26 protein-coding genes are annotated in these 25,668 nt (G+C 54.9%); 17 read left to right on the top strand and 9 right to left on the bottom strand.

All coding sequences use genetic code 11. The features are described from left to right. Nucleotides 1-60 precede the first annotated feature (60 nt). The 11 genes from C7445_RS09680 (at nt 61) to C7445_RS09630 (ending at nt 8,493) form a co-directional block, all read left to right on the top strand. Nucleotides 61-858, top strand: a complete 798-nt coding sequence (locus C7445_RS09680; RefSeq protein WP_134159846.1) for a sulfite exporter TauE/SafE family protein — start codon at nt 61-63, stop codon at nt 856-858. Between the two features lie 74 nt (nt 859-932). After that, complete coding sequence (locus tag C7445_RS09675; protein ID WP_006446971.1) at nt 933-1,193, top strand: metal-sensitive transcriptional regulator; 261 nt, start codon at nt 933-935, stop codon at nt 1,191-1,193. 36 nt (nt 1,194-1,229) lie between these two features. Further along, the gene (locus tag C7445_RS09670) at nt 1,230-1,622 is read left to right on the top strand and encodes a DUF302 domain-containing protein (protein WP_134159845.1); all 393 of its coding nucleotides are present in this window, start codon (nt 1,230-1,232) and stop codon (nt 1,620-1,622) included. 64 nt (nt 1,623-1,686) lie between these two features. Beyond that, entirely contained in the window at nt 1,687-2,256 is a 570-nt protein-coding gene (locus C7445_RS09665) for a class I SAM-dependent methyltransferase (RefSeq protein WP_134159844.1), read from the top strand. A gap of 142 nt (nt 2,257-2,398) precedes the next feature. After that, nucleotides 2,399-3,772, top strand: coding sequence for a hypothetical protein (locus tag C7445_RS09660; protein ID WP_243835108.1), 1,374 nt, complete (start codon nt 2,399-2,401; stop codon nt 3,770-3,772). A gap of 108 nt (nt 3,773-3,880) precedes the next feature. Further along, nucleotides 3,881-4,075 (top strand): hypothetical protein, encoded by a 195-nt coding sequence (locus tag C7445_RS09655; RefSeq protein WP_134159843.1) that lies wholly within the window; start codon nt 3,881-3,883, stop codon nt 4,073-4,075. A 133-nt stretch (nt 4,076-4,208) separates the two neighbouring features. Then, nucleotides 4,209-5,504: an MEDS domain-containing protein gene (locus C7445_RS09650; protein ID WP_243835109.1), complete on the top strand. Its 1,296-nt coding sequence runs from the start codon at nt 4,209-4,211 to the stop codon at nt 5,502-5,504. 12 nt (nt 5,505-5,516) lie between these two features. Then, nucleotides 5,517-6,440: a ribokinase gene (gene rbsK, locus C7445_RS09645; protein WP_134159841.1), complete on the top strand. Its 924-nt coding sequence runs from the start codon at nt 5,517-5,519 to the stop codon at nt 6,438-6,440. 132 nt (nt 6,441-6,572) lie between these two features. After that, nucleotides 6,573-7,106: an RNA polymerase sigma factor gene (locus C7445_RS09640; RefSeq protein ID WP_134159840.1), complete on the top strand. Its 534-nt coding sequence runs from the start codon at nt 6,573-6,575 to the stop codon at nt 7,104-7,106. Beyond that, on the top strand, nt 7,103-7,615 hold the full coding sequence (locus tag C7445_RS14840; RefSeq protein ID WP_134159839.1) for an anti-sigma factor: 513 nt from the start codon (nt 7,103-7,105) through the stop codon (nt 7,613-7,615). The genes C7445_RS09640 and C7445_RS14840 overlap by 4 nt, the downstream gene beginning before the upstream one ends. Continuing rightward, the gene (locus tag C7445_RS09630) at nt 7,612-8,493 is read left to right on the top strand and encodes a hypothetical protein (RefSeq protein WP_243835107.1); all 882 of its coding nucleotides are present in this window, start codon (nt 7,612-7,614) and stop codon (nt 8,491-8,493) included. Before C7445_RS14840 ends, C7445_RS09630 begins: the two co-directional genes overlap by 4 nt. Nucleotides 8,494-8,536: 43 nt before the next feature. On the opposite strand, the gene C7445_RS09625 is transcribed toward C7445_RS09630, so the two are convergent. Next, nucleotides 8,537-9,172: an undecaprenyl-diphosphatase gene (locus C7445_RS09625; RefSeq protein ID WP_134159837.1), complete on the bottom strand. Its 636-nt coding sequence runs from the start codon at nt 9,170-9,172 to the stop codon at nt 8,537-8,539. Between the two features lie 172 nt (nt 9,173-9,344). On the opposite strand from C7445_RS09625, the gene C7445_RS09620 reads away from it, so the two are divergent. From C7445_RS09620 to C7445_RS09605, 4 genes are all read left to right on the top strand, one after another. Beyond that, complete coding sequence (locus C7445_RS09620; RefSeq protein ID WP_134159836.1) at nt 9,345-9,980, top strand: DedA family protein; 636 nt, start codon at nt 9,345-9,347, stop codon at nt 9,978-9,980. Nucleotides 9,981-10,169: 189 nt separating this feature from the next. Further along, nucleotides 10,170-11,366: an ROK family transcriptional regulator gene (locus tag C7445_RS09615; protein ID WP_243835106.1), complete on the top strand. Its 1,197-nt coding sequence runs from the start codon at nt 10,170-10,172 to the stop codon at nt 11,364-11,366. Between the two features lie 572 nt (nt 11,367-11,938). Beyond that, nucleotides 11,939-12,550 (top strand): DUF47 domain-containing protein, encoded by a 612-nt coding sequence (locus C7445_RS09610; protein WP_134159835.1) that lies wholly within the window; start codon nt 11,939-11,941, stop codon nt 12,548-12,550. A gap of 13 nt (nt 12,551-12,563) precedes the next feature. Further along, nucleotides 12,564-13,547 (top strand): inorganic phosphate transporter, encoded by a 984-nt coding sequence (locus tag C7445_RS09605; protein WP_134159834.1) that lies wholly within the window; start codon nt 12,564-12,566, stop codon nt 13,545-13,547. A 135-nt stretch (nt 13,548-13,682) separates the two neighbouring features. On the opposite strand, the gene C7445_RS09600 is transcribed toward C7445_RS09605, so the two are convergent. Together C7445_RS09600 and C7445_RS09595 are read right to left on the bottom strand one after the other, a co-directional pair. Then, nucleotides 13,683-14,345, bottom strand: coding sequence for a DUF1775 domain-containing protein (locus tag C7445_RS09600; protein ID WP_243835105.1), 663 nt, complete (start codon nt 14,343-14,345; stop codon nt 13,683-13,685). A 15-nt stretch (nt 14,346-14,360) separates the two neighbouring features. Beyond that, a complete protein-coding gene (locus C7445_RS09595; RefSeq protein WP_134159832.1) occupies nt 14,361-16,016 on the bottom strand; it encodes a copper resistance CopC/CopD family protein in 1,656 nt (551 codons plus the stop codon). Nucleotides 16,017-16,224: 208 nt separating this feature from the next. On the opposite strand from C7445_RS09595, the gene C7445_RS09590 reads away from it, so the two are divergent. Beyond that, nucleotides 16,225-16,482 (top strand): hypothetical protein, encoded by a 258-nt coding sequence (locus C7445_RS09590; protein ID WP_134159831.1) that lies wholly within the window; start codon nt 16,225-16,227, stop codon nt 16,480-16,482. Nucleotides 16,483-16,796: 314 nt separating this feature from the next. Then, nucleotides 16,797-18,068 (top strand): MFS transporter, encoded by a 1,272-nt coding sequence (locus C7445_RS09585; protein WP_243835104.1) that lies wholly within the window; start codon nt 16,797-16,799, stop codon nt 18,066-18,068. A 111-nt stretch (nt 18,069-18,179) separates the two neighbouring features. On the opposite strand, the gene C7445_RS09580 is transcribed toward C7445_RS09585, so the two are convergent. The 6 genes from C7445_RS09580 to C7445_RS09555 form a co-directional block, all read right to left on the bottom strand. After that, nucleotides 18,180-19,022, bottom strand: coding sequence for an RraA family protein (locus C7445_RS09580; RefSeq protein ID WP_134159830.1), 843 nt, complete (start codon nt 19,020-19,022; stop codon nt 18,180-18,182). 28 nt (nt 19,023-19,050) lie between these two features. Beyond that, nucleotides 19,051-19,836: an SDR family NAD(P)-dependent oxidoreductase gene (locus tag C7445_RS09575; RefSeq protein ID WP_243835103.1), complete on the bottom strand. Its 786-nt coding sequence runs from the start codon at nt 19,834-19,836 to the stop codon at nt 19,051-19,053. Nucleotide 19,837: 1 nt separating this feature from the next. Beyond that, complete coding sequence (locus tag C7445_RS09570) at nt 19,838-20,617, bottom strand: SDR family NAD(P)-dependent oxidoreductase (protein WP_134159828.1); 780 nt, start codon at nt 20,615-20,617, stop codon at nt 19,838-19,840. Nucleotides 20,618-20,645: 28 nt separating this feature from the next. Next, nucleotides 20,646-22,016 (bottom strand): mandelate racemase/muconate lactonizing enzyme family protein, encoded by a 1,371-nt coding sequence (locus C7445_RS09565; RefSeq protein WP_134159869.1) that lies wholly within the window; start codon nt 22,014-22,016, stop codon nt 20,646-20,648. Between the two features lie 207 nt (nt 22,017-22,223). Then, complete coding sequence (locus C7445_RS09560; RefSeq protein ID WP_134159827.1) at nt 22,224-23,243, bottom strand: Gfo/Idh/MocA family protein; 1,020 nt, start codon at nt 23,241-23,243, stop codon at nt 22,224-22,226. A 14-nt stretch (nt 23,244-23,257) separates the two neighbouring features. After that, the gene (locus C7445_RS09555; RefSeq protein ID WP_134159826.1) at nt 23,258-25,666 is read right to left on the bottom strand and encodes an EAL domain-containing protein; all 2,409 of its coding nucleotides are present in this window, start codon (nt 25,664-25,666) and stop codon (nt 23,258-23,260) included. Nucleotides 25,667-25,668: the final 2 nt, after the last annotated feature.

Here is a 25,668-nt window from a genome sequence, read left to right as displayed (position 1 = left end):
CATGCGTGTATATGTATATACATGGCGTTGTCCCGCGCATGTTTTCAAAGGAGGGTATCTATGGTTCATCTGACATTATTACAAACCATCTTGGCCGTTGTTAGCGGCGGAGTGGTTGGGTTTACCCTCGGGCTTATTGGTGGTGGCGGATCCATCTTGGCAGTGCCATTGCTTCTATACGTGGTGGGTGTACACAATGCACACGTGGTCATTGGTACGACGGCCCTAGCCGTGGCCGTTAATGCCTGGGTGAACCTCATCCCTCACTGGCGGAATGGACACGTGCGCTGGCGGCCTGCGATCGCCTTTGCGATTCCGGGGGCTATCGGGGCCATTGTCGGATCGATAGCTGGGAAGGCACTGGATGGTAAGGCCCTCTTATTCTTATTTGCCATACTGATACTTGTCATTGCTGTCCGCACGTTGCTTCAGAGCGGACGGACCGATCGCGATACCCCCGTTTCCCCACGTCGCTTGAACATGGGTCGCGTGATTGGAACGGGCGGCGCTACGGGGTTTCTCTCAGGGTTCTTTGGAATTGGCGGGGGCTTCCTCATTGTCCCTGGGTTGATGTTCTCGACGGGGATGACCTTGATTGACGCCATCGGCAGCTCGCTGGTGTCTGTCGGATCGTTCGGCCTGACAACGGCAGCATCGTACGCCATCTCAGGACTGGTGGCCTGGAAAGTGTTCATGCTCTACGTGGTGGGCGGAGTTATCGGAGGATTAGGCGGATCGTTTCTCTCAACGAAACTCGGCCATCGCAAACGTGTTCTGCAAACGGTATTTGGTGTCGTGCTCATTCTCGTAGCGTTGTACATGTTGTACGATAACCTGAGTAGTATGCATTGGCTCTAACAGTGAACAAGATGAAATGCCGGGCATGGCGAACGCGCCACAGCGGTAGAATAGAGCGGTAAGGTGGGGTTGAGATGCAATACAACGATCAAATGAAAAACCGCTTAAAGCGGATTGAGGGTCAAGTACGCGGCGTCATCGGCATGATGGAGCAGGAGAAGGGTTGCAAAGAAGTCGTCAACCAATTGACAGCTATTCGCACGGCGGTGGACAGGGTCATCATGTACGTCGTGGGCGAGAATATGGAGCAATGCATTCGTGAAGAACTAAACGGCGGCGGATCGGCTGAGCAAGTGATTAAAGAAGCCATTGATTTGCTTATGAAAAGCAGGTGATCAGCAAAGCCAACGGAAGGATAGGGGGCAATGAAAGTGCAGGACTTTCATTTTTGCGTCGAAACGCGAAAAAGTATAGATGAAGTTGTGGTGGCGCTCGAAACCGCTTTGAAGGAGCGCGGTTTTGGTGTCTTATGGGAGATGGATATACCGTCCAAGTTGCAGGAAAAGGGTGTTGAGTTCGCGAAACCATATCGCATTCTGGAAGTTTGTAATCCGCACGAGGCCAAAGAGGTACTGCTTCAGAATGAGTTGGTGGGGTACTTTCTGCCATGTAAAATTGTCGTGTACGATCATGCTGGTCAGACGGTCATTGGGTTTCCAAAGCCGACCGCACTCATGGGTATAATCGCAGATGAGCATCTCATGCAAACGGCTCGGCGAGTAGAAGCTGCATTGCAGGATGCGGTGAGCCACGCGGCTCAGTAAGCGGGCCGAATCATGTGGCAGGCAGCTGATCAGCAGGCGGTGAAAATAGCGTTGGAGGTGCGTGATGGGACACCGTTTTCATCCTAAACATGTCGACAAGCTATTGAATGCGGATCGACAAAAGCTTTTGCCACACACGGCGATCCTTGAACGATTGGACGTTCAAGAATCGCATGTCGTGGCAGATGTAGGGTGTGGGCCTGGCTACTTTACCATTCCAATGGCTCAACGTTGTACAACCGTATATGGAGTCGATGTGTCGCCCGAGATGCTGGATATGTTGAGCAAACGGGCGGCAGAAGCTGGACTGACAAATGTGCGATCGGTTACCGCACCGGCGGAACGTGTGCCTTTGCCTGATCATCGTATGGATCGTGTGTTATGCGCATTTGTTCTGCACGAGGTCGATGATTTGGACAAGACCGTAGAGGAGTTCGACAGACTGTTGAAACCGTCGGGAAAACTCATGGTAATAGAATGGGAAAAGAAGCCCATGGAGATGGGGCCGCCGTTCGTTGAGCGACTGGAACGGGCTGAACTGACGACACGGATGCAGAACGCTGGCTTCCATACGGAACTCTGGGGGATCAACCCGTATCATTATGCCGTGATTGCCGAAAAAGTTGAAGAATGAAAGCCGCGACAGGATGGACTCCTGGGTGAGCCCAGGGAAAGACGAACGTTATGCAAAGATCATACGCGATTCCTCAATTCCCTTTTCTCTCCTAACATATCGCCTCCCGGAATCGGGAACATCAGATTCGGGGGGTGATTTAATGAAACCACGACACTGCCGATTCGCCCTATTTGCCGCACTTGTCACATCGACCATACTCCCTTGCTCGGACGTTCTGGCGGCCCCAAACCAGGCCATTCGTCATCTGCAAACGAGTGACTGGTACAATACCGGGCAAGGGCCAAAGGTGTACGGCCTGCGTAAATTCCCATATCCGTATCAGGCCATGCTCGCCCTTTCATCGGATGCCGACAGCGAGACATTGCGCAAGTTCAATTTGGTTCACCGTTTTATCAATACGACTGAGCAGACACCCCTTGGTCCCGGCTTAGGTCTCGATTATGCGGACTCGATCTTTATGTTCAATGGCAATAATCATAAAAGCTTCATCGATCTCGACCGTGTGCCGATGGCGAATGAGCTCACGTATTTTCGCGGTGTCACGGCGCAACTCTACGCGGCTGACGCGTTGGATCATTACATCCGCTGTGGCTGGGTGGATACCCTGCATACATATGGCGATTTTAGCCGCGTGGATGAGCGCACAACCGTATTTCGCCGCTCACTCGCCGCCACAGCAGCCAAATCTTTGGCCGATCGCGGCGACCACATCGAAGTCTGGACCGACCACGGTAATAAATCGAACGTCGACAATTTCGGCTCATATCGGCAGGCGGGGTTCTATCGGTATCAACAAGGTGAGGTGCCTGGATCACCTTATTACCACACGGACATCACGATTCCCCATGGCATTCGTTTTGTCTGGCCGGACACGTCGAGCAATCAGTTTGTACGCGACTCAGTCATCTTTCCGTTACAACTCGCCGACGGTCGACGCGTGTGGGGCTTTTGGCGCTACACGAACGAACACTACACCTCTCAAGGAGCCGTCCGCTGGAACTGGACGCCTTACGGGTTACCTGAACAACTGACCGAGCAACATCTGCGGGCCTTGGAAGCACGGCACGGCTATGCCGTGGTGGCGCAGCACCTATGCGGTACGCCTTACCCTGGTGTTCTTCCGAAAGACGCGGTAGCGGCCTTGCGCTTACTGGCAGCGCATCATCATCAGGGAAAGGTACTTGTCGCGCGGACAAGCCGGCTGCTTCGCTATAACGTCGCCCAAAAGTACGTCACGTACGATGTAACGCACCGCTTTGGCACGACATACGTTCACATCCGCAAAATTTCCGATCCGGTGTTTGGCACCCATCAACCTTCGCTCGATGAAGTTCGGGGTCTCACCTTCTACACATCCAATCCCGAACGGACCGTGATCGATTTGGGAGATAGTCCATTGCCATCGGCGTTGGTTCAGCACAATGCGAGCGATGGCACACATCCGAGCGTCGGCATTCGCTGGTTCCCTTCCGACACCGCCGATCATGCGGTGTCGATGCCGAACGTTCCATAAATTCGAAAGCTGGTACTCGTCGCCATGGGCCGGGGCAAACGCCGCCACAGAAGTGTTGTATGCCTAGTATCCTGTATCATCGTCACCCGAGAAGGAGGATAAAGGCATATGATGAAACCATGCCCACCCATTGTTTGCCCGCCTGTGTATGAGTATCACGACTGTTACGTCTGCCGCGAGGTACCGATTGTACAGCCTGTAGTCAGGGTGAACCGCCGCATCGTGGTCAATGTACCAAGATATTATGTCAAACCTGAAATGAAAGACGTTGTTGTCGATCCCGGTTGTCCCGGAGGTTGCTGAGGAGTGCGAGGCTGTCTGTCGGCGCAGCCGACAAGGGCAGCCTCGCTTGCTCATTTCGCCAAATAAACACATATTCTGCTACAATGGCGTTCGTCCAGTAAAACTCGTTTGGTAAGGGGATTCGCCGTTGAGTGTGCAATCTACCATTGCGCTAACGCACCATGTACAGGTGGAGAATGGTGCGCATGTCTTGTACTTCTATATGAATCAGGACGTGTATATCGCCAATGCTATCGCGTTCATTGAAACAGCGATGGAACAACAGCAGCATGTCATCTTGATTGAATCCTCGTCTTTATGGTCGGCTATATCGCAAGCATGGCAACAACGGCATGGAGACATGCCAACCTCGATTTGCTATGTGGACAACGGTGGATTTTATGGGATGACGGGCGACTTTCGACCTGATCATGTCCACCGCCGCTTGAATCAAGCTGTCGATCCGTATATCACGCAGGCTCGCCCCGTTCGCCTGTGGGGGCATGTGCAGTGGACGGACGAAGTGGACATCGAGGAGAAGCTGTATCGGTACGAAACAAGCTGCGATTTCACCGTCAGTGAGCTGGGTTTTCTCACAGTATGCGCGTATGACGCACATCAGGTGCCGGCTTCGGTACAAATTGAAATGATGCGGACACATCCGTACCTGATGACGGATCGCGAATTGATCCGCAGCAATCTTTATGAGCATGCGGGGGAGAAGCAATACATATACCCCTCGCTGAGCGCACAGGCGAAACTCGAATCTGAAATGGATTTATATAAGCAAAAGCTGGACTTTGTGCATGTGGTATCGCACGAAGTTCGCAACCCTTTAACCGTCATCCAAGCGTATGCCACCATGTTGAGTGCCGATGAGCCTGACCCGGAACGGGCAAAGAAGCTGAGGACCATCGTCGATTATACGGTCGTAATCGATCACGAAATTTCCCACATCATGACCACCGAGCAGATGCTCGCGGCCGAGTCCATTTGGCATAAACGGATGTTACAACCGCGCTCTGTACTTGACGAAGTATTGCATATCATGGGGACCAAGGCTCGCACGCAAAACATTGCGTTGGTTGCAGATGTCGACGTCGCGCAGACCGTCACCTGCCTTGGCAACCGCTTGGGGTATAAGCTCATTTTTTCGAATGTCATCAGCAACGCCATCAAGTACAGCGACGAGGGGAGCATGGTGGAGGTCAGCTGTCACGTTGCGGATCAAATATTGCATTTCGCCGTGATCGATCACGGGGTCGGCATGACGGAGCAACAGGTAGCACGCCTGTTTCGCAAGTATGAAAAGCAAAACGAGGAGGAGAGTGGGCATGGCATCGGCCTCTTCATGGTAAAAAAGCTGGTAGACGAATTTGGCGGCGACATTTGCGTGCAGAGCGAGTTGGGCGTTGGGACTCGCGTCGTTATCCAATTGCCGGTTGTCTAAGGAGGGATGTGTATGCGAATTGTAGTAGTGGGAAGCATCAACATGGACGTGATTGCGTCGGTGGACAAGCTTCCCTTGCCTGGGGAGACAGTGGCCGCGAGTAGTGTGCAGTATTCGCCGGGAGGCAAAGGAGCCAACCAGGCGGTCGCGGCGGCACGTGCTGGTGCGGATGTATGGATGATTGGCGCGACAGGGAGCGATCCGTTTGCCCAAGCTACCCGCAACTCTCTGGCGAGTGCTGGTGTGGATATCGGGCATGTCGCGGACAAGCCGGGCGCGACCGGGATGGCAATCATCGAAGTCGGAGCGGACGGAGAAAATCACATTGTATTGGCTGCGGGGGCAAACGGGTTGCTCGGTCCCGCAGACGTGGTGCGTGCAGCTTCCGTTTTGGCGTCTTGCGATATGGTCTTGTTGCAGAATGAAGTACCTTGGTCTGTGAACCAGGAGGCGATGCGTATCGCAAAGGCGTCCGGGACTCGTGTCTGCTACAATCCTGCACCGGTGCGCAAGCTAGACATCAAGGCACTTGAAGGTGTCGACGTTCTGGTGATGAACGAGACGGAGGCTGCTGCGTTCGTCGCAACGGTACCACAGGGGTTGGACGGCGATTGGTCGGCGCTTGGCGTACTGTCGGATGCTGGCATCGGAATGACCGTGGTGACGCTTGGATCAAGAGGCTTGGTTTGTTACCATCGCAACGGACTGATTCGCTTGCCGGCGTTTCCTGTGCGCGCGATCGACACAACCGCAGCTGGGGACACGTTTATCGGTGCCTTTGCAGCCGCCTTTGACGAGCAAAATGTGCTATATGCGCTGCGCTTTGGGGCAGCGGCGGCCGCCATCGCGGTGACGAAGCCTGGCGCACAGGCGTCCGTACCGAGCCGCAGCGAGATCGATCGGCTGCTGAAAGCCAGCGGGGGCAAGGTGGAATAAGCCTGATGATGAACCAAATGTGCACAGACGCTGTCTGTAAAAATGAACGGCCGTACCGGTGAGATGCTGATTTGCGTTTCATGCGGCTTGTTGTGTTGGGTATAGGCCTGTCGCCGCCGGAGGTGATCTTGGTTGGAGCAAGCGGACCTCGACCTGATTCGTCAGGCGCGGCGCGGCAAACCCGAGGCGTTGGCGGACATCGTTCGCAATTATCAACAGTTTGTCTACCGGACTGCATATGGCGTGCTGCAAAACGCAACAGATGCAGAGGATGCAACGCAAGAGGCGTTTATCAAAGCGTTCCGATCCTTGAAGCAGTTGCGGGAAGATCGCACGTTTCCCACGTGGCTCGCTCGCATTGCCGTGCGCGTTTCACTCGACATGTTGGCTTCCCGCCAGCGGCGGGCGCAGTTGCCGACCGACGAAGTGAGTCCCGCGATTTCGGGTGCGGAGGATGCGGCGGCGGCCAGGATCGATGTCGATCGCGCTCTGGCTCATTTGAATGAAGAGCATCGAATGGTCATCGTGTTGCGGGCGTTTCATGGCCTCGAGTACGACGAGATCGCCCAAGTGCTAGACATTCCCGTAGGAACGGTGCGATCCCGCCTACATCACGCACGCATGCAGTTGCGGCGGCTTTTGGGCGGCGAGAGGGGTGATGGATGATGGATCGTTGTCGCGATTGGGAGTCGTTGCTGACTGCGTACGTAGACGGCGAGTTGAGCGCGGTTGAAGAGCAACGCGTTCGTGCTCATTTGGCCGTGTGCCCTTTTTGTGCGGACTTGTTGGCCGCCCTTCTGGCGGATGAACGGCAGGTCGCGGCCTACGCCCAGTCGATTGAACCGCCCCCGGGACTTGAGGCGCGCGTGGTGGCGGCGCTTGCAGAGGATCACCAGGTTGTACAGTCACGGCGCCTCATCTACGTCTACCTGTGCTGTTCCATCATTGGCCTGTGTACTCTTGTCGGGCTCGTCGTGTCGCCGTTCGGCTCGTTGGTGACGCTCGCGTTTCACTTCGTGTCGGCCGTCATGCGCGGCTTGATGGCGATACCGACCGCGGTGCATCAGCAGTGGTTGGTTGTGGCAGCGGCGTTCAGCCTGGTCCTTCTCGGCATATCGCTATTTGGTACCGCGCGTGTGCTCAGGTCTTCGCGAAAAAGCGAGGTCGTGCTATGAGGTGGCGGTGGCTGTACAGTTTGTGGGGAATGCTGCTTTGTATCGCCATTGGCCTCGGGAGCGCGCCGTCTGTTTTGGCGGCACAAGGCACGATGAACGCAGGGCTCATCCGGACGAGCACAACCCAAGTCGCTCCGGGGCAGGCGGTAGGCGATATCGTTGTGGTCGGGCACAACCTCACGATTGCGGGCATTGCGGATCACGTCCTCGTGATCAACGGCAACGTGACGCTGCTTCCCACGTCGCGCGTCGACATGGTGGTGGATTTGGGTGGAGCCGTGCACACCGTTCCTGGCGCAAAGGTGTACACCGTCTTCCATGCATCGCTCACGGATCCATTCTGGAGCGGTGCGCTGGTGACCGGCCTCGGTGCATTGGCCGTCTGGGGCGGTTTGTTGGCTGTAAGCATCGTCTTAACCCTGTTGCTCACTGTGATTGCCGCGGCTTTGCGCGAAACTATTCGCGTGCCTTTAGCGGAAATGCAACGCTCTGTCCGGCGCGTCGGGCTCACAGGTCTGTTTGTCAGCGTCGGGGCCGTCGCGTTTTGCGCGCTTTTGGCCGCGACGTTGGTGGGCATACCGTTTGCCGTGCTTTGTTTCTTTTTGTATGCCGTTGCAGCCATTGTTGGCTTGGCGGTCGTAGCGGTCTGGATTGGACGCATGGTGGTGAACGATCCGGCGCAGCGGCCGGTTTGGGTGGTGGCCCTTGTCGGTGTCAGTCTGTTGGTCGCATTTTGCAATATTCCATTTGTGGGACTGTTGTTGTTCTGCCTCGCGTGGGTTGTCGGTGTCGGCGTGACGACCCATTGGCTCTGGATGTTGTGGAGCATGCGCAAAGGCAGACGGCGTCCGAGCACCTTGGATAACGGTGAACTATAGAAAAAGCGGGCCGCTTCGGCCCGCTTTTGATTGTAATGTGTTTTTACGCGGAGTGTTGCGTGTCATGTTCAGGGGTTTTGGCCCTGACACCATAACCAAAGAGGCGCGCGACCATTCGCGTAAGCGGCATGATCTGGCGCGAGAACATCCACATGACGCGGCTCGCGATGATACCAACCACAGCGCCCCCGAGTACATCGGTCGGGTAATGCACGCCCACGAAGATGCGTGCAATCATGACGATCACGGCCACAACGGTGAACGGAATCGTAATCCACTTCGGAGTACGTCCCATCACGCCAGTCGCAAATCCCCACGATCCGGAGGTGTGATCGCTCGGGAAGGATGCATCAGCCGGGTGTGTGATGAGTTGTGTGAATGAACCCTTCGGAAATACCGTGAACGGTCGCGGCCGGAACCAAATGAAGTGGGATATGATCACGTTGATCACAAGCGCCAAGATTCCAGAAAAGCCTGCCACAGCAAGCGCGTTGCGCTGCTCGATGTCACGCTTTGGCAAGGCAAACCACGCAGCGATAAACATACAGGCATAGAGCTCTAACGCGTCCTTCGCAAAGAAAATCATGATGTCGTCAAGCAAATGGCTGTGTCCAGCCATTCCATTGATCATATGGTATACATGGGTGTCAAATGGATTGACGGCAGCGGCATGTATCATCGTCTCACTCCTATCGGCGGATATCGTAACACGGAGAAAGACGCGGTTGCGACAGGTTTGGTTCAATCCAAGATGGCAGTTTCTCCATTGGGTTTTGCGTAGTTGATTGTGAACCGTTTCCGAGCGTAAGCCGTCACTATGTCGAAGGGGTCCCAAAGGATCGCAACTCTATGTGGAGGTGGCCGTCATCCATCTCGTTTCGTTGATTGAACATTATGGATATCTAGGCTTGTTTGTCATGTTGATGTTGGAGTATTTCATTCTCGTTGTTCCAGGCGAGACGGCCTTGACGACAACAGGTGTTTTATCCCGAAGCGGGGTCTTGCACATGAACATCGCGTTGCTCATTGCCGTTACAGCCCTAGGGACGTTTGCTGGATCGACCATTGCCTATGGGATTGGCCGAGTGTGCGGGCGGCCGCTGCTTGTCCGCTATGGGAAATATGTAGGGCTTACAGAGAAACGGTTGAATAGCAGTGAGCGCATGTTTCGGAAGCAGCCCTGGCTTATTCTTATCGTTGCGAAATACATCGCCGTCGTGCGCGATATTGTACCGTATCTTGCGGGGATCAATCGCACTCCGCTGCGCGTCTTCATCCCGTTAAACCTGATGGCGTCGTTTATGTGGACTGCGACGTTTCTTGCACTTGGCGGCGTGATCGGAGGATTGTGGAAGTTTGTCGTGCACCACTGGCAGATTACCCTCATTCCCGCTGTGATCGTCGTTGGCGGTTGTGGCTACGGCTACTTGTTACTGAAGAAACGCCTGCATGCGGCATTGGAGAACGAGAGATCAGTCGAGGGGTGAACACCTCGTACATTCACTCGGCGTTGCCGATGTGCACTGACTAGCGAAAACTTGGACTTTGCGCGCCTTGTCGGTTGGATCATCGGCAGGGCGCGCAATCCTCTCTGGATGTTGTCGGCAGATTGGCCTACAATGAAAACCAACGGCTGTGTGAGCCGCCGATACGCAGTGGGCAGAGGAGATAGACCCTTGGATCGCACCGCAGATCAAGCATTGATGAAAGAGATTAACAAATACATCGTTTTGAATAGAATCCGCTTTCAAAGTCCGATTTCGCGGAGCCAAATTTCGACCGAGACCGGGTTGAACAAGGCGACTGTGTCTGCGTTGACCGACGAGTTAATCCGAGAAGGGCTCGTTCTCGAGGTTGGACAGGGGCGATCGCGCGTCGGACGCAGACCTATCATGTTGTTGTTCAACGCCAACGCGGGAAGCGTGATGGGCGTGGAGTTGGGCGTGGAGTATGTTCGGATCGTCATGACGGATTTTGCAGCCCGCGTAGTGTACGCCGTCGACCATCCTATCGACAAGCGCGCTGGAGCCGCGGATGTCCTCGAGTTCCTGGCGACCTGCATTGAGGACGCACTGTTGAAAGCTCCGGCTACGGACTACGGTGTGATTGGGATTGGTATTGGTGTTCCTGGTTTGGTGGATTTTCGGCGCGGTATCGTACTACGGGCTCCGCATTTGCACTGGGACAACATTCCTCTGAAGGCGATGCTGGAAAGTCGCTTGCATAAACCTGTTTTTGTCGATAACGAAGCAAATGCAGGCGCACTTGGGGAAAAGTTGTATGGAGCGGCGACGCATGTCTCGAATCTGCTATATGTAAGCGCGGGTACGGGCATCGGCACGGCCATCGTGGTGGGCGATGAATTGATGCGGGGCGCCGACGGCGTGGCTGGGGAGTTCGGGCATATGAGCATTGACGCGCACGGGGAAGTATGCACATGCGGCAATGTAGGATGCTGGGAGTTATATGCTTCGGAGCGCAGCTTATGTTCCGTTTACGCCAAGTTGACGGGGGAGAATGCGGACTTTGATGCCATCCTTCAGCGCTATCAAGCGTCCGATCCGGCCGCCATGCAGGCGTTTCAGACGATAGGGCGGTATTTAGGCATCGGGATCGTCAATCTCACCAACGGACTCAATCCAGCTATGATTATCTTGGGTAACCGCTTGGCGGAGGGTGGACGTATGGTCACCGATGCGATTCAGCAGGCCATTTCTGCGCGCTGTTTGGTAAGTCCATATGCGAAAGTGGCCGTGCAAGCGTCGGCGCTGGGGCGCGATGCGTGCGCAATCGGCTCGGCAGCGCTCGTGTTGCACGACTTTTTCGCTGGTCCACGAGCAAAGACGACGACCCGATCAATTGCGGGTAAATAGGGTCTGTACAAAGATTCGGAATAATGGTATTTTCAATGTGTTCCCTCTTTGACGAAGGCTACCCAACTGGGGATGGGTAGTCTTTGTTTGCGTGGCTGGCGAAATTACGGTGCGTATGGTTGCGATCCACGCATCTGTTGCTGTTGGTTGCGTTGCTGTCGTTGTCCGCCGCTAATTGCCCGCTCAATTGTATCCGCCATTGCTTCGCGACTTTGTGGCATGCAGAGAAACATCGTGCTTAAACCTACGCCAATTCCTCCGATAACAGGCCAGGCCCAATCGTTTCTGCGCTTAGGGGACATTTCACAACCACCTCGCTTTTACAATACCCCGACCTTCACAAAACATACTGCGTCAAGCTGCGCCATATCTTGGGCTTCGATGTATTGGAGACAAAATTGGGAATACTGCCTTTGAACTAAACATCAATTTGTCAGCCGTGGGATTGTGAACGATTCGAGGCAATTTCTCGAAGGAGTACAGGCTCTTTACACAAACTTAACAAAAAGACAACAGATTATTTACTGGAGTCGTGTAGTTTCTTAACGATTGAACTCGATGGGGGATGAACTGTGTCGAAACGAAGTGATCAATTATTTACGTATTTAGTTGATATTGCTGACAACATCGAAGTTGCTACAAAAACTTTTCACAATGAGCTGTCCGAGGGTGCTGACTTTGGGGCACTGGCCAATCAGATGAAGGCGTATGAGGACAAGGGTGATGATCTCATCAGCAAGTTGATTTCGCTCTTGAATAACACATACATCACGCCTCTGGAGCGAGAAGACTTTGTGACGCTCGCTGTTACACTGGATGATATCATCGACGGGATCCATGCGTGCAGTGTTCGCTTTACGCTTTACGACGTCAACGGGACAACGCCGACGATGGTCGAGTTCGCGAAAGACATTCATGCGAGTGCAGTGGAAATCGCTCAGGCCATTGGCAAATTGAATGAGCGCAAACTGCTTCATATCCGCGAGCATATCAAGCAACTGAATGTTTTGGAAAAGCACGGAGATCAGTTGCTGCACGCTGCTCTTCGCTCGCTTTTTGCCGAGTGTTCCGACGCAATTGAACTGATCAAACTGAAGGAGATCTACGAAATTCTCGAGAATGTCACCGACCGCTGCGAGGACGTGGCCGACGTCTTGGAGTCTGTGATTCTGAAAAACGCGTAGAGGTGGCCGTTTGATGCTGGTTGTCATTGTTCTCATCGTGCTTTTGGCCTTGTGCTTTGACTTCACGAACGGCTTTCATGATACGGCCAACGCCATTGCGACCAGTGTGTCGACAAGGGCGCTCTCACCGCGTGCCGCAGTTCTCATCGCAGGGGCAATGAATTTGATTGGCGCGCTGACGTTCACGGGTGTCGCGAAAACCATTGGTGGAAAAATAGCCGATCCTCTCAAGATTCAGCACGGGATGCTGGTGGTGCTCGCTGCGCTGTTGGCGGCTATCTTTTGGAACCTGTTCACGTGGTACTTCGGTATTCCCAGTTCATCTTCACATGCCTTAATTGGCGGATTGTCGGGTGCCGTGGTGGGGGCTGCGGGCTTTGGCGCCATCAATTACGGGGGCTTTCGTTCGATTATTGAAGCGCTCATCACGTCGCCCATCTTTGCGTTCATTCTTGGCTATATCATCATGTGGATCTTGCGCCTGCTGTTTGGCGGCATGTCACCACACCGCGTGAATCGGGGATTCCGCTTTTTACAGTGCTTTTCAGCCGCGGCGCAGGCGTTTATGCACGGGACGAACGACTCACAGAAAACGATGGGTGTGATCACGTTTGCGTTGATCGCCGGCGGATACCAGCACAGCATGCATATTCCGTTCTGGGTCAAGATCTTGTGTGCCGTCGCCATGGGCGTCGGTACCGCGACAGGCGGTTGGCGAATCATTAAGACTGTAGGATCCAAAATCATCAAAATCGAGCCCATTAACGGTTTTGCATCTGATCTAACGAGTTCTGCCATTATCTTTGGTTTCACGTTGCTCAAACTGCCCGTCAGTTCCACGCACGTGATCTCATCGGCCATCATGGGTTCAGGTGCGGCCAAACGCCCGAAAGGGGTACATTGGGGTATGGCAGGGCGGATTGTGGTTGCGTGGCTTATCACGATTCCCATCACAGGATGCATTGCCGCACTGTTGACTCGCCTTTTCTTATTGTAACTCCACCGAAAGTACAAGCCCGGCTCTGCAGGCCGGGCTTTTTCATGCCTCGCGAATCTGTGTTCAACTACTATACATGACTTTGCCAGCTTGACTCAGGTCGATATGTCCGCGCGAGGGAGGACCGCACGGACTTTACCTCGCGTTGTCTCTGCGTAGAGCGAAGGCAAGAGCCAACCCGGACAAGAGGATCGACACGATGGAGACGGTCAGGATGACGGTATCCGCCATCGTCCAACCGGCTGACCACGTTGGTGCGGCCGGTGCCGACACTCCGCTTGTTCCTGCGGGCGTCGTGTCCGACGTTGCCGAGGTTGCCGGACTTGCGGACAAGATTTGCGTAACAGAGTGCGGTGTCGCTGATCCTGTTGGGCCCGTCCAGGTTACGATGGTACCATCTTTGTAGTATTGGTACGCATCCCAGGCTATGTTGCCCGGTGTAGACGGATTGCTTGCGATGAACGGGAATTGCATAAATTGCCCAGGTGCGATGCCGTTACCTGTCGCTTGCCAGGTCACGATTTGTGATCCGCCAGTTTGGCTCGTCGACACGGTCCATCCGGGTATTGGTTCGTAATCGTCAAATTGCACGCCCTGCGGGATCTTGAGCACGATTTTCACTGTCGGATCTGTGCGTTCGCATGGCACGCGCATCGTGTACTGTTCCCATGCTCCGGCTGTCGGGGGGGTCGGATTCACCGGTATGACCACGACGTGCGCTAAGACCGTGCTTGCTGCTGCCATGGTTCCTAGTGCGCCGCCCGTGGCCGCCAAAAGCTGCTTCAGGCTCTGTCTCATCATCATTCCTCCTCGTCATTGCCCAACGTGAATGGGGAAGGTTGTCATCACATCGTGAAAGTCACTCGTCAAAATGTCGACTGAGACATCCCATCTACCGCCTCCTGATAAGGCAAGTCCATTTGCAGCATAGACGCCCGGGGCATGCGGCAACAAGCGCAGTTCTTCCGCGCCTTGGCTGACAGTCTTTGAGGCAAACGACAATTCCACCTGCTGGATGGCCGTATACGGCTTTCCATTTGCCTCGTTGACATGCACGCTGAACTGATTGTCACCGACGTGGTTCGGCGTGATCGTCAATGTGATCGTGAGGTTGTCGACACTTTGTACAGCATTGACTGGACCCGGATTGTTGTCGCCGGTTGGCAGATTGGTGAGGATCGATGTCAAGGCAAAGACACCAACACTCATGAGCAACTCCAGGCCCATGAACAGGCGCAACGTACCGCGCGCGGCATGGCGACGCAGCGCATGCGCGGATGCAAAAATCAGCATCAAGATGAAGAGTACAATTTTGGCGATGAGTGTCCGTCCATACCCAGTATGGAACAAGGCGTACCAGGTTGGGATGTGCAAGAAGGCCGAATACAGGCCGCTTAGGCCGAGGACGGCGACACACGTGAGGGCTATCTTGGAGAAACGCGATACCGTCGTGCGCGCTGCCGTGTCTGCAGCCGACCCGCCATCTTTGGTTGCTTGCCAGATGAGCACCAACATCGCCGCGGTGCCGCCGACCCAGATGGATGCCGCGTACAAGTGGACGACGATGGCGAACACGGGGAGGGCAGGGCTTGTCTCAGCGATGGCATGGCCCGAGAATCCCATCGCGATCGGCAAGAGAAACAGTGGTAATACCATCCACCACGTGCGATGGCGCACTTTTGCCGGCATCAGTGACGCAACCATCGGCGGTACGATGAGCAGAATGAGCATTTGCACCAGCCACAAGTAGCCAAAGACGGTCAGGTTCAGCGTTCGTTCAATATATCGTGCTGAGAAGGCAGAGGCTCCGTGCACATTCCAAGTGATCGCCGTCTGCAAGGGTAGATCGAGCCCGATACCCACGACCAGCATGAGCCATCCAATGCCCACCAGTGCCTTGCTGGCACGATGACGTAGCTGTGGCAGGCCAGCCTCGCTAAGGCGCAAGCCGATCGCGCCACCGATGGCGAGGGCCAGGCCGGCGTATTGCAAAATGCGATCGAGCACCATCCAGACGCCTGGCGTATAGCCCGTTTCACTCGCCCCTAGGTGTAGGGCGTTCACGTCGACGCCAATGCCAAACGGGATGGTGCCGGACACGAGATGTCCATCAGCGGAGATCACCTGCCAATGAATTGTATAAAGTCCTTTTGCCAATTGTTTGGGGATGCGTATCTCAATCTCGCGGTGATTGACTGGATTCAAATGTCCATCGCCCAAATCGATCCGCTGGTTATCCACGTTTGTCACGGTCAAGCCGTCGGGGATGAGTTGGACGTTCTCGTCGAACTCGATTTCGACTACACCGGGTGATTGTTGGAGCGATTGGCTCACCGTTGGGCTGGACTGAACGACATATGCGTGAGCTGAAACAAGCGCGGGGCGGCAGGTGAAGACAGCGATCACGGTCAGTATCGTCATCAGCAAAAGTCGACCCGAGGTTCGCTTCCACGCAGCTGCACCAAGCACATCAACACCTCCTATACCAGGATGAAAAACGAAGGCATTTCATAGGTCTACTGGCGTCTCACCACAAACATTATGGGAACTTGAAAGTTGAATCAAACGAGTTATGACAGGGTTTATGAACACACCGTTACATTTCGGCGACAAAGGTATGACCATGTGTGAAACGAAAAGTTGGCTGGTATCGTCTACTAGATATGGAGGTGGCGAGATGAGAATTCGCTATGTGGCTGCGATTTCTACAGGACTGTTTTTACTCTCTTCGCTGTGTGTCTGGCTGTTTGCGCAAAACTACTTCCTTGCCGCGTACGGCAACGGGATGGCGATACAGCCTGAGCTGAGCGGTGAACCGGTGATTTGGGAGTTTGGTTTGTTTATTACGACGGCGGTGGCAGTGCTGTCGGCCATCGTCGCCGCGGTTGTCTACATGCGCATGGCATTTCGCGATGTACGCAAGTGGTGCAAATAGAAGGGTAAATCCAAGTGAAAATCGGTGTTACCGGGGCTATCCATGCCAGTTCAATGTGCCGTGGAAGCCCCGTTGGCTTGTATCTAGATTGTATGAAAATGAAGTCTGACAGTTCCGCATACAGGAACAACAGGGTTGCTTCCCAAATTCGGTGGGGCGTATGGTTATGGCACATCATCTCAGTCTTCGTGTGTGCTTCCATCGTCAATATCTATCTCATAGAGAGGGGTCGGTACCGGCAAAAGGCCGAGTCTAAACGTTGCTGAAAGCGCTTGCAGATACCGGTTCGGGTATACCGATTTAGCAGGGAAAGGGTGTTTAACGTGGAGGATGGATCGAAAAAATCATTTTTCCGGTACGAAAATGGCGTCGTCCTTATGATGTTTTTTACATTCGGTTTTGTCTTCATGGAACGACTCAGTGTTGTCTATTTGTTTCCATTCCTTGGACCGGATTTGAAGTTTAACAATGCAGAGTTGGGGCTCATCGTATCAGTGCTCGCCATCTGTTGGTCGCTTTCAGGTTTTGTGTTCGGTACCATTTCCGACTTTATCGGCTCTCGTAAACATGTATTATTGCCAATCACGCTCGCGTTTTCGCTGTTCTCGTTCTTGTCCGGCATTGCGAAAAGTTTTGGTGCGATGCTGTCAATCCGCGCTTTAATGGGTGTTTCCGAAGGTCCGGTGCTACCCATTGCACAAGCGTCCGTGATTGCAGATTCCTCGGAACAACGCCGCGGCTTTAACATGGGATTTGTGCAAAGCTCATTAGGTCTTATTGGCTCGACGATCGGCCCACTTGTCCTGACATACGTCGCCACCAAGTATTCGTGGCATGCCGGTTTCTACATCGCAGGCATTCCAGGGCTCATCATGTTCTTCATCCTTTTATTCTGGATGAAAGATCCCAATAAGCGCATGTCGAAAGAGCAACTTGCGAAGCACGAGCACCGACTGCGCCGCGAAGACTATCCGGTGATTTTCCGCACACGCAACATCTGGATTACAATGGCAATCGCCGCCTTGATGATGACCTGGTTGTTCGCCTTTACGACGTTTGCCCCGACATTCTTGGTTGAATATGACAAGTATACCGGTCCCGAGATGGGCATCATCACCGCTGCCATGGGTTTGGGCACATTCTTCTGGGGGTTCATGGGGCCTTATATCTCTGACAAGTGGGGCCGCAAGCCGACGCTTGTTCTATTCTCGTTTGTCGCCGTTCTCTCACCTGTTTGTCTTGCCCTGATTCATGGCAGCGTGCTTGTGATGTCCATCATTGGTTTCCTAACATGCGCCGGGCAAGCATGTTTCCCGTTATTTATGGTTGTCGTCCCAGGTGAGTCCCTCTCGCCAAAGTACGTCGGCACGGCTGTCGGCCTTGTGCAAATGGTCGGGGAGCTGATTGGCGGCACCGCCATCCCGTCGATTGCGGGTGTCGCGGCAGATCACTATGGGTTGCAGGCGCCGCTTTGGATTGCTGCGGCTGGAGCTGCGGTAAGCGGATTCATCGCCTTCACGCTCAAAGAGACAGCGCCGATTCGCCTTCGATCCGCCCGGGATACAAGTCAACCAATGAGTGTGTGATAACCGCCATACACGTATCCAGTATCTAGCCAAAGACTGACACCCCGTCTCTTTAAACGGGGTGTTTGCACATGAAATGCTGTTTATCGGAGTCCGTCCTTACACGCGGTGCTAGTCCCATACGAGGTGTTGCAAATCGTCAGGTGTGTTCGTTTCACGCCAACGCCGAAAGTCCTCCTCGATTTCCGGCGCCCACTCTGCGACATCGATATCAGATGAGCTGTACTTGCCTTCGCGGATCCGAACGAATCCAAACATGTCGCGTAGCCGCGTCTTCTCCGCACTGACGCAGATCTCCTCAGCCAAGTGCGGCGGAATGAACGTCACACCGGCCGGTGTACCGAGCACCACGTCGCCTGGCATACAAATGGCCCCGCCGATACGGCAAGGCACATTCATGCCGACGAGGGTCACGTCGCGAATAGGCGTGGGATCAATTCCGCGGTAGTAGGTCTGCAAGTTTTCGATCTCGAGAATTTGTTGCAAATCTCGAATACCGCCATAGATGACCTGTCCACGCTTCGTGCGCGTCGCAATCGTCGTCGAGAGATTGCCCCCGGAAAATGTGCCCTCCACCACTTTGTCGAACATGTCGACAACGATGACATCGTCTTCGACGAGCGTATCAATCACCCAGACGTTAAAAAAACCCTTGCGGCCTTCGACTTTCTGTCCGTATTCCAGGAGATAATCGTGCAAGTCGGGGCGCTTTGGGACCATGACGGCAGTCACCGCCCTGCCAACCAGCACTTTGTTGGGGTGGACCATCCGCAGATTGCCCTCGAACTGATAGCGATAGCCATTTCGCTCGAGGACGGCCCACGCCTCTTCGTTTGTGATCCGTTCCATCCTGCGCAGGATGTCGTCCGGAACGCGGGGCCGGCCGTCGTCAAACCGCTCGCCCTGCCAGAGGGGGGTGAGTTGAATGATATCGTCGCGATCGTTGAACTTCATCAGGTACATCTCCTCTCGAAAGTGAACCCTACAACAGCATGCTGCCACCGTCTGCGCGAATCGCCGCTCCAGTGATAAACTCCGCCTCGTCGGACGCGAGAAAACAGACGATATGGCCGATGTCACTCGGTATGCCGATGCGCCCTAAGGGGAACTTGCGCGCACCCCGGCGCCGACTTTCTGCCGTCACCTGATCTGGTGGTACGATGGGGCGGGGGTTTCCGCTTTTGCGCCCAACCTGCACAGCACCCGGCTCAATCATGTTTACCGTGATTCCATACTGCGCCAGTTCGATTGCGCTTTCGCGCACCAGCATCTTGATTCCACCTTTGCTCATGGCGTAGACCGCATCGAAATCGGTTGGACGCTTCGCGTGAACCGACGACATGCAGACGATTCTGCCTTGTTTCTGGGCCTTCATGACAGGCACCACAGCCTGAATGCAGTTCAGATAGCCAAGCAAGTTGACCGAAATGACGCGATCATACGACGCGTCGTCGTAGTCCATGAGGCCGAGATTGGGCTGGGTGGCTGCATTGTTGACCAGAATGTCGATACGGCCGTATCGCTCCCCAACCTGCTCGACCATCGCCTTGACCTGATCGGGCTCTGCCACGTCTGCTTGGACAATCAAGCCATCTGAGTTGGCCTCGTGAACCATCTTCAGCGTCGTATGCGCGTCTTCGGCGCGATCGAAATGGTTGATGGCCACGAGTGCACCCTGGCGCGCCAGTTCAATCGAGACACCGCGACCAATGCCTGTCCCGGCACCGGTGACCAGGGCCACCTTTCCTCGCAGGCTCAAATCGCTCACCTCACCGCTTCATTTTGTGGTCCATATAGTGCAGGGCAAAACCACCATCCAGCCGGATGATGGCTCCGTTCAAGTACCTAGCGCCATCGCTTGTCGCCCAGGCGACGGCTTCCGCCACATCTTCCGCCGTTCCTAGTGTCGCCGAGGGAACTTTGTACTGATAATCCAAGTAGATGTCCGAGATGTCACTCTGGAAGCGCATGTCGTCACCCTCGACTGGCCCCATTGCGATCAGATTCACGCGCACGCCGGAGCGGCCCAATTCGAGCGCGGCTTCTTTGCACAACATTTGCAGGGCGCCCTGCGCTAGCGCGTAGGAAAAGGCAGACCCTGTCGGTTTGTCCCCGTGGATGGATCCCACGTAGACGATACAGCCTTCTCCTTGTGCTGCCATGCGCTGTCCTATCACTTGTGTGCAAAGAAACGCCGTCTTGGCGTGGAAATGGAGCGAATCGCGGACGAGGCCATGTGGCATCGAGGCGACAGCACCACGGTCGATCCGGTTGTGCGTGTGTACGTGCAGATCGATCCTTCCGTACTTTGTGACAATGTCGTCGCACAGCGATGTGACGGCGGCAGTATCCTTCATGTCGTTAACGGTGACCAAGGCATCATGGCCCTCCGCTTGCAAGACCAGTGCAAGTGCGGCCACCGCTTGCTCACGAGGCCCTGGCGGGCCATTGAGTACGACGGTCATCCCGTCGTGAGCCAAACGTTTAGCCGTTGCCACGCCAAATGGGTGGCTTGCGTCTGAAACCAGCGCAACGCGTCGGTTGGGCATTGGCATTCCTCCTCACCAGGGCATCTCACTAACTCCAGAGCCTGTCGTGGGACCATTCGTCATCCCAGGCGTCTGTCGGTTCCCAAAGGCCCGGGATGTCCGGATGCAGGTGAGCGCGGATGACGTCATCGTTGAGCGCTTCAATGCCAAGTCCAGGTCTGTCGGGGATGCGGATAAAGCCGTGATCGACAATGGGCTTCGGCAAGCCTTCAATGAGATCGTCCCACCAGGGAACGTCGACCGAATGATATTCGAGCGCAATGAAGTTGTTGGTCGCCGCTGCGCTGTGTACCGCCGCCATACAGGCGATGGGGCTTTCCGCCATGTGTACAGCCATCGAAACGCCATATTCCTCCGCCATGTCGCCGATTTTCTTGTTCTCAAGAATGCCGCCCGACGTCAGGACATCCGGATGAATGACGGATACGCCGCCGGACTCCAACAGCGGCCGAAAGTTTTCTTTCAGGTAGATATCTTCACCTGTACAGATGGGAATGGTGCTTGCGCGCGACAGTTTGACGTACTGGTCCGTCAGTTGCCACGGAACCATGTCTTCCAGCCACGCCAAGTTATACTTGTCGAGGCGCCGCGCGAGTTTTATGCAGTCGTCGACGCCGATATGGCCGAAATGGTCAATCGCGAGAGGTACTTCGTAGCCAATGACCGCGCGAACGTCGGCAACATACTGCTCGAGGATGTCGAGCCCTTTTTCCGTGACGTGGATATGGGTGAAGGGGTGGGCGATATTCATGAGGTCGTATGCACGGTTGCGGCGCTCACGCCGTTCCCATTCGTCCCGTGGCGGCACCGAAGGGCGGGTCAGGCGTTTCATTGCATCGAGAAATCCCAGAGGGGCGCTCAGCGCACCAGGTTCGTCCAGGAGCAACCCAATGCCGAGATCCATTTTCAGAAATGTGAATCCCATTTCCATACGTTTCAACAACGCATTGCCCATTGCCGTGCCATCGTGTTTGCCGTGTACGTCGGTGTCGCAGTACATCCGGATGCTGTCTCGGAATTTACCTCCGAGCATTTGATATACGGGAACGCCGTAAGCCTTTCCGGCAAGATCCCAAAGGGCGATCTCGATGCCACAAACACCGCCGCCTTGCCTGGCGTGCCCGCCAAATTGCTTGATACGGCGAAACAGCTTGTCGATATTGCAGGGATTCTCGCCGAGCAGTCGGCTTTTCAACATGAGTGCGTAGGTCTTGCTCGCTCCGTCGCGAACCTCGCCATACCCGACAAGTCCTTGGTTCGTGTAAATCTTCATCAGGCTGCAGTGCATCGGCGCCCCGATGATGTCAGCGAAACGAATGTCGGTGATTTTTAACTCTGACGGGCTGGAGTGCGTGTTGACGTGCGCGAGCGTCTCTTCATAAGTCTCAGCTGTCGCCATGTTGTTCCCTGCACAGCCAGGGGACACCCCTGGTCGCACAGGTTTCCTCCTTCCTGCGGTCGGCATCAGAAGCGCAACCGATTTCGTCTGTCCATTCAAATTGTTTCGTGTTCCTTGTCCAGATTCCTGCAAGCGGTTTCAAAATGTATACGCAAAAGGCTGCCGTTCCATGTTGGAAGGCAGCCACAATGTTATGAACGCGCAGTTCTACCAGGTGACCTTTTGTCCTGTGCGGGCGCTCTCAATGGCGCCAAACACCATGTTCAAACTATGAATGTTATCAGTTGCATCCGTCTCGGCCAGCCGGTGCTCGGCAAGCGCTTGAAACATCTCATCCAAGCAACCAGCGTGACCTTCACGACCTTGCCATGTAATTGGAATTTCTAACTCAGTGCAAGGCCGGATGAATCCTTCAGCCGCTTCCTCAACGATCTGCGCACGTGGATTGTGATTGCCGTCCCACAAGGCGGTGCCACGGCTGCCAACGACCCGCCATGCCGCCTCCCATGATGTGTTCCATCCCTCGGCGCACCAACTGCCTCGGTAGTTGAAGACGGAGCCGTCGCTCATTTCGAAGATACAAATGGCACTTGCCGCCCCTTGGTACCAAGAGCCTTTTGGATTCGACTCGTGGCAATACACGGAAACTGGCTTGGCTCCCAATAAAAAGCGAGCTTGATCAAACGTATGGATGGCCATATCGAGTAATAGTGGGTGATCCATGGTGTCGCGAAACCCACCAAAATGGGCACCGATGAAAAAGTCTGCGTACACCGCCGTGACATCCCCAATGATACCGCGTTGCAGGGCCGCTTGCAGCGAGCGGATCTGGCGATGGTAGCGCCGATTTTGCATGACTGCATAGCGCCGTCCAGTTTCGTGCATGGCATCGAGAATGGCACGACTGTCTTCAGGTGTCGCGCCAATTGGCTTTTCACCTAAGACATCGCACCCGGCGCGCAGGGCTGTGGTCACGATGGCACGATGGCTTTCCGGAATGGTGACGTCAATCACGAGATTTGCGTTGACGGCGGCTAAGGCGTCTTCGATCCGCTCGAATATGGGAACGGCAAGGCCATGACGAGCCGCCATGGCTTCGCCGTTTTCGCGCCTGACATCAACCAGGGCGACAATGTGCACGTAGGGCCGTTTGAGCAAATCTTCCACCCACGTGTTAGCCATGCCACCACACCCTGCGACGATGACCCGATAATTCGCTTGTTCCATGAAAACACCTCGTTCTATAGATTTATCGACGGCGCGGGGATCTGGCCCAGCGCATCGGGAGGAACCGGATGTGAAAACAAAAAACCTTGGGCCTCGTCGCAACCGAGAGATTGGATGACGGCTAGCTGTTCTTGCGTCTCTACGCCTTCTGCGAGGCAACGCATGCCCAAGTTGTGGGCAATATCGATGATGCTGCGGACCAGTGCACGCGCCTTCTCCTGCGTGGAGACGTGTTGTGTAAACGAGCGATCGATTTTGACGAGATTGAGCGGCAATTTCGTCAACCTGCTCAGCGAACTGTAGCCTGTGCCAAAATCGTCGAGCGAAACCTCGATGCCAAGCGCCCGGCAGCCACTCAGAAAACGGTTGGCGATCTCGGCATCCATCATCGCACTTTCTGTAATTTCAACTTCGAGATACTGCGGCGGTAGGTCCGTCTCCTCGAGAATTCCGCTGATGATGCCAAGGAAACGCTCGTTCATGACTTGGTGCGGCGAGAGATTGACAGCGATTTTCCGCGGCGTGCCAGCTTCCAGCCAGCCTTTTGCCTGTCGTGCGGCGGTGCGCAAGCACCATTCTCCGATAGGCACGATGAGACCGGTTTCCTCCGCGATCGGGATAAATTCGGCGGGCGATACTTGTTCACCAGACCGTCTCGTCCAGCGAATCAAGGCTTCGACACCCACCGTTTCTCCCGAGGAAACGCTCACCTTTGGTTGGTAAACCAGTTGGAATAAGCCGTTCTCTGCCGCTTCGCGCAGTTCTTGCTCAAGTTCCAGTCGCGCCATGGCTGTCGCGGCCGTGGCCTCTTCAAATACATGATACGTGCCGCGCCCTGAAGATTTGGCTGCATACATCGCCAAATCTGCATGGCGTAAAAGCATGTCGCGCGTGCATCCGTGCTGTGGATAACTGGCGAGGCCGAGGCTTGCCGTCATGTAAATGGAGCGATCGTCAATTAAAAGTGGACGGTGCAGGCGCTCTATCAAAGCATCCGCAATGGCAACTGCCGCCTGCAGCGGCTGGTTAAACAGGGTGATGGTAAACTCGTCGCCGCCCATGCGGGCGACAAACCCCGGATTGCCGACGATCTCCTGAATCAGCCATGCGACGTGTTGCAACAGTTTGTCGCCAAACTCGTGTCCCAGCGTGTCGTTGACCGATTTAAAACGATCGAGATCGACAAATAGAATGTGCATTTCCGCATTCCCGTCGGCTGTCGCAATGAATCTGTCGACCTGCACTTCGAACAAGCGGCGGTTGGGGAGTTGCGTGAGGGCGTCGTGAAATGCCATATGATTAATTTGGTCCGCAACGGCGCGTTCGCGCGTGACGTCGCGGGCGATCACGAATACGCCAGTTACCTCGGCATCGACAAGGATGGGAATTTGAATGGCGCTGACGACTAACGTCTGCTCGTTTGGTCCGTGCAAGGAGAACTCTGAATGTGTTGTTTCGCCCTTTGTCGCTCGGTGGTAATCGCCAACCACCTCTGTGCGGTCGCCTTCTTCGATCATGCTCAACATCGCTTGTGCGTCCACACTGGCGGCAAGTGCGCCAATCAAGCGCCGAGCTTGCGGATTCATGTCCAGGCAGTTGCCCTTGGTGTCAAACGTAAAGATGGCATCCGAGTGGTGCATATACAGTGAGCGGAAGCGTTCGTCGGCAGACTGGATACGGATCCGGTCGGCTTCTAGACGGCGGTCCAACACACTTGTTGCAATGGCCAGCAACAGCACCATGACGCCAAATATCCCGACGACGATGGCGAGCGGTCCATGTGTAGACATGTTCATGTGTGGCATGACCTGCGGGACGCGGAAGATCGTTGCCCACATACCTGTGTAGTGCATTCCTGCGACGGCGACGCCCATCACGAGGGCGCATATCACTTTGATGGCATAGGCGCGCCAGCCGTCCGCTCGTGCGAATGCGAATGCCAGTGTCAGCGCGACAAACGACGCGCCAACGGCAATGACGCATGACAGCGCGAACAGCGCCGGTCGGTACGAGAACGATCCCGTCAGCCGCATCGCCGCCATTCCTGTATAGTGCATGCCGACGATACCTGCGCCCATAAATATCGCACCGAAGCCAAATTTGAAGCGTAACCGATGCAGGCGGGCCACCACAAACAGCGCGATGATGGGCCCAAGCATGGCAAATGCAAGTGAGAGCGCGACAATGGCCCAATTGTATGTCATGGCGACGGGCAAAACGAGCGCAAGCATGGCAATAAAGTGCATCGACCAGATGCCAATGCCCATCACCGCTCCGCCCGAAATCATCCACCATGTCTGTGTTGAGCCACGCGTTTCGACGACGCGCCGCCCCAAATCCAGGGCCGCATATGATGCCAACGATGCGACGATATAGGAGAGTATCACAAGGCGGAAATGGTAGTGTTGAGGCACGATGTGCACGT

Source organism: Alicyclobacillus sacchari (assembly GCF_004366795.1).
Lineage (GTDB): Bacteria > Bacillota > Bacilli > Alicyclobacillales > Alicyclobacillaceae > Alicyclobacillus > Alicyclobacillus sacchari.
Note: the sequence above shows the minus strand (reverse complement) of the source record. Positions and strands in the feature narration are given on the sequence as shown.

Excerpts from the sequence above, each read along its gene's own strand:
- C7445_RS09680 (WP_134159846.1), top strand. The coding sequence starts at position 61 with ATGGTTCATCTGACATTATTACAAACCATCTTGGCCGTTGTTAGCGGC.
- C7445_RS09675 (WP_006446971.1), top strand. The coding sequence starts at position 933 with ATGCAATACAACGATCAAATGAAAAACCGCTTAAAGCGGATTGAGGGT.
- C7445_RS09665 (WP_134159844.1), top strand. The coding sequence starts at position 1,687 with ATGGGACACCGTTTTCATCCTAAACATGTCGACAAGCTATTGAATGCG.
- C7445_RS09660 (WP_243835108.1), top strand. The coding sequence starts at position 2,399 with ATGAAACCACGACACTGCCGATTCGCCCTATTTGCCGCACTTGTCACA.
- C7445_RS09655 (WP_134159843.1), top strand. The coding sequence starts at position 3,881 with ATGATGAAACCATGCCCACCCATTGTTTGCCCGCCTGTGTATGAGTAT.
- rbsK (WP_134159841.1), top strand. The coding sequence starts at position 5,517 with ATGCGAATTGTAGTAGTGGGAAGCATCAACATGGACGTGATTGCGTCG.
- C7445_RS14840 (WP_134159839.1), top strand. The coding sequence starts at position 7,103 with ATGATGGATCGTTGTCGCGATTGGGAGTCGTTGCTGACTGCGTACGTA.
- C7445_RS09630 (WP_243835107.1), top strand. The coding sequence starts at position 7,612 with ATGAGGTGGCGGTGGCTGTACAGTTTGTGGGGAATGCTGCTTTGTATC.
- C7445_RS09625 (WP_134159837.1), bottom strand. The coding sequence starts at position 9,172 with ATGATACATGCCGCTGCCGTCAATCCATTTGACACCCATGTATACCAT.
- C7445_RS09605 (WP_134159834.1), top strand. The coding sequence starts at position 12,564 with ATGCTGGTTGTCATTGTTCTCATCGTGCTTTTGGCCTTGTGCTTTGAC.
- C7445_RS09600 (WP_243835105.1), bottom strand. The coding sequence starts at position 14,345 with ATGAGACAGAGCCTGAAGCAGCTTTTGGCGGCCACGGGCGGCGCACTA.
- C7445_RS09590 (WP_134159831.1), top strand. The coding sequence starts at position 16,225 with ATGAGAATTCGCTATGTGGCTGCGATTTCTACAGGACTGTTTTTACTC.
- C7445_RS09580 (WP_134159830.1), bottom strand. The coding sequence starts at position 19,022 with ATGAAGTTCAACGATCGCGACGATATCATTCAACTCACCCCCCTCTGG.
- C7445_RS09570 (WP_134159828.1), bottom strand. The coding sequence starts at position 20,617 with ATGCCCAACCGACGCGTTGCGCTGGTTTCAGACGCAAGCCACCCATTT.
- C7445_RS09565 (WP_134159869.1), bottom strand. The coding sequence starts at position 22,016 with ATGGCGACAGCTGAGACTTATGAAGAGACGCTCGCGCACGTCAACACG.
- C7445_RS09560 (WP_134159827.1), bottom strand. The coding sequence starts at position 23,243 with ATGGAACAAGCGAATTATCGGGTCATCGTCGCAGGGTGTGGTGGCATG.